Source organism: Methylomonas subterranea (assembly GCF_024505185.1).
Classification (GTDB): Bacteria; Pseudomonadota; Gammaproteobacteria; order Methylococcales; family Methylomonadaceae; genus Methylomonas; species Methylomonas subterranea.
In genome coordinates, this window is sequence record NZ_JANIBJ010000015.1 from 51,432 (window position 1) to 62,810 (window position 11,379).

Sequence of the window (11,379 nt, forward strand, 5' to 3'; positions counted from 1 at the left end):
TGAATCGATTACCTTAGGAGCCTTTATGATCAGATTAGCGATTATTGCAGTAATAGGCCTGCTGTTTTCCCAGCCCACCCTGGCCGACCCTCACTGGCGCGGCCACGGCCGCCACCATCATGGGCATCACCACAGACACGACCATTACCCACGTTACCGGCAGGAATATGTTTATATACCGGAAAGAGTGGTTGAATACGTTCCGGTAAGGCCGCGTTACTATGCCCCGCCACCGCCGCCGGCAACCTATTACCGTTACGACCAGCGCTCGCCGCAAGGCTTGGTGGGCGGCATGGTTGGAAGCGCGATGGGTTATCAAATGGGCAGCGGCGATCCGTTGGCGGCGGGAATAGGCGCCGCTGCAGGCGCTTGGCTGGGCAACGGGTTTTATTAAACCTTGAATTCGGCAACTTTCATCAATACAAAGCCGGGCGCTGCCCGGCTTTTTTATCGGCTTTTTACCCTCACCCCCTCTCGATCGCTCTTCAAGTCCACCCCACGGGTTAATGTCATTGAATCACAGGCACACTGACCATATTCGGACGATATCCGGCAACCAAGGGCGCCGTGTAGTTGATGGTTTTGGTTTGATCCGACGCTTTGGAATTGCCTTCCGCAAATCCGCAAGGCGTGCCCGCGCATTGGGTCGTCAAAGTCGGGCTTGAAAACAGCATCACGGAAGGCCCGTAATAACTCATGATGGTACCGAATTTTCCGCCAACGCCCCACGCATACGAATAGTTGAATTTACCGGCAAAGCTACTGTATTCGCGGTCATGCACGTTACCGAGGTTATGGCCGATTTCGTGGGTAAAGGTATTGGTACCGCAATAATAATTAGACTTAGCATCCCTGGAATAACCGTCTCCGACGGTACCGAAGCCCCAATTGGCGTTGGCGTTGCCGCCGTTGGCAAAACCCACGTAAGCCGTGCCGCAGCTACCGGCGGTTTGGGCATATAAGGGCCTGAACAGTACCACCAGATCCGCGCCGTATTGGTTGCGAAGAGCGGCGGTGCCGGCAAAGGCCCCGACATCGCTGGCCAAATCCGCCAAGGCCTGTGAATTAGCGCTATTTTCCACATAGTTGGTGGGTCTGGCATGGACCAAGCGCAAACGCATATTGATGCCGGAATCCTTATAGGCCTGATTGGACACGTCCACCAGATATTGGATACGCTGCTTGGCGTAACTCGCGGTCTGATTGACCGTGGTATACAAAACCATCAGATCAACCTCCGCAATCGCCGAAACCGCCGCGGCAGTGTTAATGGCGGGCATCGGGCTGATGTTTTTGGCCGCATAAACCGCTTCGGCTTTTTTGGCGTTGGCCTCGGCCGCTTTGGCCTGAGCGGCTTTCTTGGTGTAGGCGGCTTTGGAAGCCGCCACGGTTTTATTGGCGGCTTGATAAGCAGTGTTCGCCAATTTGATCTGCCGAGCAAGATTGCTCAGTACCGAACGCAATTCGGTAACGGCGCCGGCCAATTGTGCATCCTTGGGAGATTTTTTAAGCGCGGATAAAGCTACATTAAACTGAGTTACCGTATTTTTCGAGCGCGCCAGCCATTCGCCCAGCTGCAGTTTGGCGGCTTCGACCCGCGCCAAATTTTGCTGATACCGAGAGTAAAGCGTTTCGGCCTCCCTGGCCAGTGCATCCGCAGTTGCCCTGGCTTTTTCCGCCGCTTGTTGCAATTTAGAAACTACACCGCCCATTTGCAAGCCATTATCCATTGAGGCCAAACTTTCCGGCGCGCCCTCGACCTCATCGTGATCGTATCCGGCGGAAGCCAGGCCCGATTTGCCGATATCCACAATAACCGTCCGGCCGTCGACTGTTCTATGTTATACGCGCCGTCCGGCGTATACACATTGCCGATCACACCTGCTTCGCCTTGCGAAAGATAAATTCTGTATCCCCGGCCCTCGTCGTTTAGATAACCCACCCAGGTTGAACTGCCGTCGCCATGCTCAATCCGGTTGTCATGTTTGACCTTATATTGCCCAATAGGAAGATCAAGCGTTAATTCGCCGCCAAGCGCAATATTGTTCAACTCATCCATGGGCAGGGTGACATTGAATACGGAACCGGCATTAAAGTGCTTATATCGCCGGGGTATTTTACCGGCGTAATCGGGCGCCACCACTATCAATTCATCATCCCCGTCCGGCAGGACCTGCCGCCGGTTTCCGCTACCATGCCTGCCGCTGACCAGAACCGTTTTTATCTGATTGTTTTCGGTTTCAACGGTGAAATTATACGCTTGTAATAATTGGCCGATCGCGGCACTCCAGTCGTCGGCCGCCAATTTTTGATCGACCATATCGTGCTCGATATCCGCGCTGATTTTAAAAACAATACCGCTACGATTGGCCAAGCGATTGGTAGCTTCCAGCAGGGTTTTATTTTTTATTACGTGGTAAATGTTGCGAGGCTGTTCTTTAATCAGCGGCGTTTCCGCTTCGGCCATGATATCGGCGGCAAACAATACCACGGCTACGGCGAACGCAATTTTTATGTTTTTGTGAAGAGTCATATCGGTCACCTTATTGAAAAAGCCCCACGTTAAGCACACCAACCGATCCAACTTACCGGGACCAAAATATTGAGGAACAATCTAACAGGACCAAAACAAATAACAGTGACCCACTCAGCTATTTATCGAAAAAAAAGCCAGCGAAAATGCTCGCCCCCCTTTTTTTTAATAGCGAGATGCACCTTGGCAAGCCTCATGAGCTAGCCAAGGCTTATACATTGATTAAAAAACCGTTCTTTCCACTAACCAATAACATCCCATCAGACTGACAGCGATCGAGCAGCCCCGTAAAAACCTATCGGCAATACGAACATTGTTATTCAGCCACCAAATCAACGGCAACACCAGGCTGGCAACTGCGATTTGCCCACTCTCTATACCTAGATTAAAGGACAGTAGCGGCAACAGAATGCCGGTATCGCCGGAGGAAATATCCATTTCCTTCAACACCCCGGCAAATCCGAAACCATGAATCAAGCCGAAGCCGAAGGTCAACCAATGACGGCCCTTGGGGTGCTCGCCGCGAATAAGGTTTTCGATCCCGACATAAATAATGGTGGCGGCTATGAATGGCTCGACAAAACTGCTGGGCAACTCGACCAGATTGAGTCCGGCCAAGGCCAGGGTCAGCGAATGGGCCAGGGTAAAGAAGGTAATGATTTTTACCGCCGGCCAGAAACTGTGGGTGACCACTAATAAAGCCAGCAAAAACAACAGATGATCATAGCCTGTGACGATGTGCTCAATGCCCAGTTTAAAAAAATCGCTGAAAGTGTTGAACAAGGCGGACGCAGAAGCCCGCGCCTCCCCGCTTGCCGGATCGCCCAGCGAAAGACCCAGCCTATCGTCCTGTCTGGTCAGCATTTTTTCCGCCAGCGCCTTGCCGCTGGCATCCCTGACCGTCAGATACTGTTGATGGCCCTCCGGCAATTGCATCAACAAACCGGATTGCACCGACAACTGCTGTTTCGCCGCGACAGGATAATGGAATTCGGCACGGGCATTGTTCTGACCGTCGAACTCGACCAACCCAGGCCCGGCCGGCGCAATGTCCGCGCCGTCCAACGAAATGCGCAGTTGCCCGGCCAGCAGTCGGGCAATAGCGGGCTTGGCGGCTTCGCGTTCGCCGTCGGTAACCTCGGCATCCAAATCGCTATCCATGGGCGAAAAAGCTTCGATGTCCTGCAAGGCAAAGGTCACTTTGACATCGAGCCGATCCGGGTTTACCAGCACATCCAGCGAACTCAAACCGGGTGCGTGCGCCCAAACCGAGGCGGTAGCCAACAACAAAAGCGCCGCCAGCAACACTCTGCCGTAAGCGGTACCGATAAATCCCATCTGCTTGACCTTAAAAATTAATCGTAATAGTGCCGCGCACCATGCGGGGCTCGACCGGATGCCGCAACAAGCCGTTGCTATCTCCGGTATCCACACCACCATAGTTGTAAGCATAGGCATAAGCAATATCGCTGCTTTGCGAACCCAGTATATTGAAAACGTCGATCTGCAACTTGTATTGCTTTTGCTTGTAACCGGCCCCCAGGTTGACGATATTGGTGTCGCCGGACCAAAACTCGCCCTGTTCATCCAAAGGCACGTGGCCGAAGTGACGGAAGCGCAAGGTGCCGAACAAGCCGTTCGGCGCGATCAGGGTGGCGCCGGCACTGACGACACGTCCCACCGAATTCGGCACGTAATCACCCGTATCGCTGAATTTTGCCGTAGTCAGCGCGTAATCCGCATCCAAAATCAACCAATCCGTGGGTTTATAGTAGTTGGTAAACTCCAGACCGTACCGGTCAGACATACCGTTCACTTCCGTGGTGCCTTCATCGCCGACGAATACCAGTTCCTGGCTGCTTTGCAACCACCAGGCCGCGACGGTGCTGTTCAAGCCGGGGATAAAGTTGCTGCGTAAACCGACCTCGCCGCCTCGGGTCCAGGCCGCCGGGTCTATTCTATCGACAGGCATGCCCAACTCATTGACGGCCGGACTACCGTCCGTCGGATTGAAGCGCAGCGTGGTGCCGCGGGCATCGTTGGAATGATGCCCATAACCCGCATTGACAAAAAACTCGCTGTCATACCAAGGGCCCAGAATCAAACCCACTTTCGGACTCAGCATCACCTTTGCCCGGGTACCGGAATTGGCCGCATTCACCTCGGAGCTGTTTATGCCGGTCTCCCTGACCCTGACATCGTTATTGATGAAATCCGCCCGAAACCCCGCAATGGTGCGCACTTTGTCGTGCCAATGCGTGTGGTTTTTGAAATAAGCGCCTATGGTCGTTACCCCGATATCGCTGTTGCTGACGGTATTTAGAATTTGCCGCGCCTGGGTTTCGTACAAGCCCAAGCCCATGATTTGATCGTGGCGGAACTGCAAGCCGACGCTGTTATCCATTTCAAAGCCGAACAGTTTGTTGTAGCGGGTATGTTCGACATTGGCCCCCGTCTGAACCCGTCGCTCGGTTTGCAGAATCTGGTCGCCCTCCGGTCCGCGGGTAAAACCGCTGAAGTTGGAGTACAAATTCAGATCGGTATACAGCGCATAGATATTGGCGTCGTTTCTCCAGTTACTGCCGGTTTGCCAGAGGTTGCTGGACAAACTGTAACGGTTGCTCTCGCCACCGTCGGTCGGATCCATGCTGCCGTAGAGCCCCAAAGCACCGCTGGCGATGGCCGATTGCGGAATCTGGTTAGTCGCGGTCCAGCTGTTGGAATAAGCCTTGCCGTTGATCGACATGCCCCAGTCATGCCTATCCAGGGTGTACTTCAACATGCCGTTGAAACGCTTGGTATCTTCCGGCACTTGCCAAACGCCGTTATAAAGATTGAATTCACCGGCGTACAGCAAGTCGCCGTCGCCGACTTTATTGGAATTAGCCGCCAGAGTCCTGTAATAATCGTATTCGCCGGCGGTAAACTTGACCAGACCTTCCTTCAACCTGCTCATGGTTTGCATCTTGGCGTAACCCGCCGAAGCAAAGTCGCCGATTTCGGCGTAATACGGCCCCTTGCCGTACTCGACTTTCTCGACCAGCTCGGGAATGATGCTGTTTAAGTCCATGTAACCTTGACCATGCGCATGAGTGGTCATATTCATCGGAATTCCATCCACGAAAGTCGTGAAATCGGTACCGTGGTCCAGGTTAAACCCGCGCAAAAAATACTGATTGGCCTTGCCGGAACCGCTATGCTGGGTTGCTACCGCGCCCGGCACCACTTCTATCAACTCGCCGTTACGCGACAACGGCCGGTACTCGAATTGCTTCTGGCTCACCTCGCCCTGTGAAGCCGCCTCGGCAATGCCGATCAGATCCTTGCCGCGACCGTCTTCCTCCACTTCCACCGTGTCCAATTCGTCCGGCAACGAGTGAGCATGAACAGGAAAACCGCTCAAGCCCAGAGCGATGCCCAAGCCGAGCGATAAGGGCTTAAGGATAAATTTTTTGGTTTGGTATGGAACAGTCATTGCGTCTCCCGCATTTCAATGCAATCTTGGTAAGTTATTGTTTTTATGAATTTGTCTTAAGTTTCCAGATAAGCTTAAGCCGACGATTCGAAGCACCGGCCACCGGTGTCCGGCCGCTTGCCGGCCAAACCGGCGACAGTAGAGCCCCGGTTTTTCGATGGCTTCTCGGGCCGAAGAAGGAACATGAAGAACACCATCGATCCTGGAATGGCTGAACCAGCAAGTCTTGAACCTGGAGTCGGCTCATGCGTAAGGTTTAGCCGACCGGATTTGCAGTGGCTATGGACTTTAATGGAAACGGGGAGCGCCGGAAGAACAGGCTCTTCGATGCGGGAATGCGGAAAATGGCCGAGCGGGAAAATTTCGTGCGAGAGATGCATAATGGCAAGCGGCGGCGAAGTCAGACCGACACCGTTGCTGAGCGAACGCTTTCCGGGGGTCTGGTTAATGTCCGGAAAATGGCGTTTGAAGCCCAGGCTTAGCGGCGGATTACAGTCATGTCTCGATATGGCTGCGTCGCGCCGGAAGCAGACGGATGCGGGTTTTTCCATGGCCCAGACCGCCGCCCCGGCAAACATTTGGCTTTTCGCGGTTTGCTTTAATGGCGCGACCTGCGCAAACTCCGGCGAGACAAATCGGCCGGCCGTTGTCTCGATGAAGCCCAAAATACCGCCCGCGGGATCGGAGCGACTTTCCGCCGGCAATGCGTTATAAACTTTCACCAATCCCACTTGCGCGGCATCTCTAGTCTCTTCGCCATCGACGGCCTGGGCGATGGCCGCGCTGGAAAAGCAAACGGTCAACAAGCAGGTAAGGCTGAAAACCGCCAATTTTGCCACCAGGATACCGGCACCGTGCAACAACAAAGTGGACAGCACAAAACCGGCGGTATAAGACATTAAGCTGGCGGAAGTGGAAATTTCCTGTCCATGGGCGAATCCATGAAAAAAGGCGAAAAATGCCACAATCAAGACATTGATCTTGGCGCTGAAACGCACTTTATGGGCAATCAACAGGCTGAATACCGCGCAAGACAACAGAATGATGCCTTCCAGACTGGGAATGGACCAGCCGGCCGCCCCGGCCAAGCCGCCCAGGCTCATCACGCCGACAAAGGCCAACGGCAACACCCAGATCGCCTTGCCGCGCAACTGGGCCGCCCAGATTCCGACCGCCAGCATGGTCAACAAATGGTCCCAACCCATCAACGGATGGCTAAAGCCGTGACTCAAGCCGATGAAGTCGAAATTGAAGAATTGCTTGCTCAAAAAAGCCAGCAACAGCAGGGGCTGAATGCAAAAAGACAGCAGCAGCCTGCTCGGGCCAAAGCCTGAGTCGGGTGATATGCCGGTATGCTTCGCTTGCATGACTGATTAAAAAACTGGATTAAGCCGCGTTGAAATAAACATAGGTGTATTCGAAAAACGCCCATACAGATCGGCTTTAGGGTTCCGCTTATCGCTGGTCGATAAGCGGTCGCTAAAACGGGGGCAGATGATAACGCAAAATATCCACCGATAATAATTTTGTTGCCGCAAACCGTCCCCAGACGGCCGCGCGCGAAAGCCAAACCGCCCGTCTAGCGCCGCGCCTTGAAGAAATCCGTCAACAACTCGGCGCAGTTGCCTTGCAACACGCCACCCAGCCAGTCGATTTTATGATTCAAAAACGCCGCGTCACTAAGTTGCAAGGCATGGCATACCGCGCCGCGCTTGGGATCGTAAGCGCCGAACACCAGACGTTTGACCCTTGCGTGGGCGATGGCGCCCATGCACATCACACAGGGCTCCAGGGTCACATATAACGTGGTATCGACTAGCCGGTAGTTTTGCAGAGCCAACCCGGCTTTGCGCAAGGCTTGGAGTTCCGCGTGAGCACTGGGATCGTGCAGTTGTATCGGCTGGTTCCAGCCTTCCGCGATACTACGCCCGTCCCGCACCAGCACCGCGCCCACCGGCACTTCGCCCTGCTGTTCCGCCCGCTGCGCCAACCGTAGCGCATGCCACATCCAATCCTCGTCCGTCATAACGTGGCTTTGCCCAACCTGTCGTTCACCGCCGCCCATGCTTCCAGCGCCGGCGGCTGTTCCACCAAAATGCTGTCCAAACCAAAACTGTCCAGTTTGCGCAAGGCGCTATACAGTGCGGTTTCGTATTCTTCCGCCTTGTCGGGCAAATGCAGCAAATGTTCGCAAGGCAATGTCGACAATTCCGGGCTGAACGCCAACACCCCCACCTGCTTGCCCTGGCCGCATAGCCGGTCGAACTCACTCAACAACGCGCCTGACTCGCACAAATAAGCCGGCGTAACAGGCGCGTAATGCGCCGCCAGCATGCCGGGGGCGCGGATTTTGTGCTGGGATTTCAGCGAAACCGGTATTTGCAATATCTCTTCCAGCTGGCCGCGGGTAATCCGGCCGGGCCGCAAGATGGTCGGCCGGCTGTCGGTCAAATCGATAATGGTCGACTCCAGACCCACGCTGCACGGCCCGCCATCCAGGATGCAATCGACCGCGTCGCCCAACTCGTCCGCCACATGCCGCGCCAGCGTCGGGCTGATACGGCCGAAGCGATTGGCGGACGGCGCGGCAATACCGCCGCCGAACACTCGCAACAACCACAAGGCCACCGGATTGTTCGGTACCCGCAACGCCACGGTGTCCTGCCCACCGGTAACAGCCGACGGCACCGCGGCTTTTTTGCGTAGCACCATGGTCAACGGCCCGGGCCAAAATTCGCTGGCCAGTTTCCAGGCACTCTCCGGTATATCGATGGCCCAATCTTTTATCTGCGGCGCATACGCCAAATGCACGATCAAGGGATGATCCGCCGGCCGGCCCTTGGCGGCAAAGATTTTCGCCACCGCCTCCGGGTTTGAGGCATCCGCGCCGAGGCCGTAAACGGTTTCGGTGGGTATCGCCACCAATTTGCCTTGCCGCAGCAAAGCGGCAGCCTGTTCGATGGATTGCGGGTTAACGGACGTGGGGGTCAAAATGCGGGACTCGATGTAAAAGTAAAACCGTATTTTAACCGTTCGCTTTGATTCGAAGGGGGAATATTCAAACCGCGACGGGGATACACGGCCCCACAAATCGACACGAACTTCTTTACTCCTTCCGATTCCCACAGCCATGTAGGCCGGAATAAGCGATAGCAGTTACCAACGCTTGTAAATTCCCGGCGGCAGCCATTTTTACCGTGACTGCTTACCGCCACCAACCGATTTTTACCAAGAAGCAACGCCTCATTTCGTTTAGCCCGGCATATCGCCCGCTTATTCCCACAGCGGCCTCAGCAGGTTTTCCAACAACCGGGGATCGTCGAAATGGCGTTTACCGAGAAAGGCGACCGCATGCCTGCCCCATTGCCGCATGGCCCCGGCGCTGGGCACACCCATCGGCCACAACAAAAAGCGTTCGGGACGTTCGCTGCCGGGCAGCAAACCGTCTTGGTCGAATACACTTTTGTACCCGGTGCCGGATATGGGCAACGAGCGCAGCATATGGTAATCCAGCCAGTGGTATTGCTCCGCCCGCGTCAACGACTCCACTGATATGCCGTCGATAAAATGCTTGCCCGCCGAGACTTTCACCAACAAACGTTCGCCGGGCTGACGAGCCAAGATGGGCATCGGCGTCAAAACCGCTTCCGAACCGTCTTGCGCTTGCACCACTCTCAAACCCTCGCCCGGAAATAGCTGATAGTAACAGCCGCAGGCATGAATGCTGTCATAGGCCAGCGGCCGACCATCCATGCTTAAAGTAACCCGCCAGATCAAACCGTCGAAGCGTCCGGCGTAAATATCCAGCATGCCGCTGGAGGTGCGGGCCGGAAACCAGATCAGGTAATTCAATTGCAATAAAACCTGATTGCCGAATCGGGTGTGAGAAACCAGCCGATAAACGCTGGGCTTTCGCGGATCGAGGTAGGCTTTCCCATCGGCGTCGAGACCAAGCGTACCGATACGATCATCGTCGCTCAGGGTCTCGACGGCCCAGGCGGGCGCGTAGGCGGAGAACAGTCGTTCGAGCTGATCCGCCGGCGGCTCCGGAATAGCCAAGGGATTGGCCGCCGACCGGGCCAGGATAGCGGCAACTTGCTCCGCCCCGATGGCCGGGGCGGCGGGTGGGGCGTAGAAAATCCGCTTACCCCGGCCCGACTGCTCTGGCGATACATCAAGGAAGGGCGCGCGCATTTCCGCGTGCAATTGCCGGACGCCGTCGACGATGGCCCAGCGGCTCAGCGCATACAAACCCAACAGCCGCCGCCAAGTCGAATACTCGTCCGGCGCCCGCAATTCCCCCAACAAACGCCGGCGCCGACCGGGTGAATCCAACATTTGCCGGACCAACAAGCGCCCACAATCGCGGATTAGCGCATCGGCGTCGCCAGCCGCCGGCACCGGCGACTTGGCCTGATAGGGCAGATTACGCCATTCGATCCGCCGCCCGGTTTCGTCCAGTAGGCGCAAGCGCTCCAACCATGCGGCGTAGGCATCCGCCGTTAACTCCGCGCCGGCAAAAGAAGCCAGAAAACGATCGACGCGCAGGCCGGCAAAACCCGCTATGCGCGCCGCGGCGGCGTCCGTCGCATCATGTTCAGCCACCCGGACATCCATGTCGGCAAAAAACCGCTCGCAGGCAGCCGCATCGGGCTGGGCAGGCAAAATCAACGGCGGCGTGGCGCAAGCTTGCAAGCCCAGCGCCACCGCGATACTCAGCATAAACAATTTCAAATCACAACCGCAAAACCAGCGCATACTCATGACCCAGCTCCTTGACAGAATTTGCCGAGGCTTAACGATGAAGGCTCTATTGCAGACCATATCCCTAGCGTAGCGGCTAGCGCCATCATTATCCAGCCGATATACTCGGCACGCCAGCGGCGCTTTCATCCGCTACACACGAGGTAAACCGCATGCAACCATCCGAATTTTCCATCTCCAACCAAGCCGCGGCGGCGGCCGACGCCGGCAATTTGATTGAAGCCATTAAACTGGTGCGGGAAGACACCGGCTTGGGTCTCAAGGAGGCCAAGGACTGCGTGGATGCTTACCTGCGGCACGGCCGCGCGCCGGCGCCTTCCGGCGCATCCCAAACAGAAATGCCGCTGGCGGCCGTGCTGGCCTTGAGGAACGGCCTGTTGCCGGACGCCGTCAAACATTACCGCGCCCATACGCGTTGCGACCTAAAGGATGCCAAGGCGGCGGTGGAACGCTATCTTGCCGACAATCCGCTAGCCAAGCAACAATTCCAGGCCGCCGACAAGACTGACGGCCGCCCCTTCGTCAAGGCCTTGCTGGTGCTGGCTATACTGAGCTTAATCGCGCTCGGCTTTTGGCATGCCGCCGGCGCTGGGATACGCTAAGGATT

The 11,379-nt window shown here is 55.8% G+C and carries 10 protein-coding genes; 2 read left to right on the plus strand and 8 right to left on the minus strand.

Annotation, left to right across the window (positions count from 1 at the left end; translation table 11 throughout):
* Window positions 1–25: 25 nt before the first annotated feature.
* On the plus strand, window positions 26–394 hold the full coding sequence (locus NP590_RS09630; protein WP_256602164.1) for a hypothetical protein: 369 nt from the start codon (window positions 26–28) through the stop codon (window positions 392–394).
* 115 nt (window positions 395–509) lie between these two features.
* Here the strand turns inward: NP590_RS09630 and NP590_RS09635 are convergent, their stop codons facing one another.
* The 8 genes from NP590_RS09635 to NP590_RS09670 all read right to left on the minus strand — a co-directional run bounded on the left by NP590_RS09635 (window position 510) and on the right by NP590_RS09670 (window position 10,772).
* Window positions 510–1,730 carry a reprolysin-like metallopeptidase gene (locus tag NP590_RS09635; RefSeq protein WP_256602165.1) on the minus strand — a complete coding sequence of 407 codons (1,221 nt, stop codon included), beginning with the start codon at window positions 1,728–1,730 and terminating at the stop codon, window positions 510–512.
* Window positions 1,700–2,533 (minus strand): protease inhibitor BamI-like protein, encoded by an 834-nt coding sequence (locus NP590_RS09640; protein ID WP_256602166.1) that lies wholly within the window; start codon window positions 2,531–2,533, stop codon window positions 1,700–1,702. The genes NP590_RS09635 and NP590_RS09640 overlap by 31 nt, the downstream gene beginning before the upstream one ends.
* Before the next feature lie 222 nt (window positions 2,534–2,755).
* Entirely contained in the window at window positions 2,756–3,871 is a 1,116-nt protein-coding gene (locus NP590_RS09645; protein ID WP_256602167.1) for a HupE/UreJ family protein, read from the minus strand.
* Between the two features lie 10 nt (window positions 3,872–3,881).
* A complete protein-coding gene (locus tag NP590_RS09650) occupies window positions 3,882–6,008 on the minus strand; it encodes a TonB-dependent receptor (protein ID WP_256602168.1) in 2,127 nt (708 codons plus the stop codon).
* A 74-nt stretch (window positions 6,009–6,082) separates the two neighbouring features.
* Window positions 6,083–7,375 carry a HupE/UreJ family protein gene (locus NP590_RS09655; RefSeq protein ID WP_256602169.1) on the minus strand — a complete coding sequence of 431 codons (1,293 nt, stop codon included), beginning with the start codon at window positions 7,373–7,375 and terminating at the stop codon, window positions 6,083–6,085.
* Window positions 7,376–7,587: 212 nt separating this feature from the next.
* Complete coding sequence (gene tadA / locus NP590_RS09660; RefSeq protein ID WP_256602170.1) at window positions 7,588–8,034, minus strand: tRNA adenosine(34) deaminase TadA; 447 nt, start codon at window positions 8,032–8,034, stop codon at window positions 7,588–7,590.
* A complete protein-coding gene (locus tag NP590_RS09665; RefSeq protein WP_256602171.1) occupies window positions 8,031–8,999 on the minus strand; it encodes an L-threonylcarbamoyladenylate synthase in 969 nt (322 codons plus the stop codon). Before NP590_RS09665 ends, tadA begins: the two co-directional genes overlap by 4 nt.
* Before the next feature lie 282 nt (window positions 9,000–9,281).
* Complete coding sequence (locus NP590_RS09670) at window positions 9,282–10,772, minus strand: hypothetical protein (protein ID WP_256602172.1); 1,491 nt, start codon at window positions 10,770–10,772, stop codon at window positions 9,282–9,284.
* Between the two features lie 152 nt (window positions 10,773–10,924).
* On the opposite strand from NP590_RS09670, the gene NP590_RS09675 reads away from it, so the two are divergent.
* Complete coding sequence (locus NP590_RS09675; RefSeq protein WP_256602173.1) at window positions 10,925–11,374, plus strand: ribosomal protein L7/L12; 450 nt, start codon at window positions 10,925–10,927, stop codon at window positions 11,372–11,374.
* Window positions 11,375–11,379 lie beyond the last annotated feature (5 nt).

Bases quoted from the DNA above. Each gene is read 5' to 3' on its own strand.
- NP590_RS09630 (WP_256602164.1), top strand. From the start codon at position 26: ATGATCAGATTAGCGATTATTGCAGTAATAGGCCTGCTGTTTTCCCAG.
- NP590_RS09635 (WP_256602165.1), bottom strand. From the start codon at position 1,730: ATGGATAATGGCTTGCAAATGGGCGGTGTAGTTTCTAAATTGCAACAA.
- NP590_RS09640 (WP_256602166.1), bottom strand. From the start codon at position 2,533: ATGACTCTTCACAAAAACATAAAAATTGCGTTCGCCGTAGCCGTGGTA.
- NP590_RS09645 (WP_256602167.1), bottom strand. From the start codon at position 3,871: ATGGGATTTATCGGTACCGCTTACGGCAGAGTGTTGCTGGCGGCGCTT.
- NP590_RS09650 (WP_256602168.1), bottom strand. From the start codon at position 6,008: ATGACTGTTCCATACCAAACCAAAAAATTTATCCTTAAGCCCTTATCG.
- NP590_RS09655 (WP_256602169.1), bottom strand. From the start codon at position 7,375: ATGCAAGCGAAGCATACCGGCATATCACCCGACTCAGGCTTTGGCCCG.
- tadA (WP_256602170.1), bottom strand. From the start codon at position 8,034: ATGACGGACGAGGATTGGATGTGGCATGCGCTACGGTTGGCGCAGCGG.
- NP590_RS09670 (WP_256602172.1), bottom strand. From the start codon at position 10,772: ATGAGTATGCGCTGGTTTTGCGGTTGTGATTTGAAATTGTTTATGCTG.
- NP590_RS09675 (WP_256602173.1), top strand. From the start codon at position 10,925: ATGCAACCATCCGAATTTTCCATCTCCAACCAAGCCGCGGCGGCGGCC.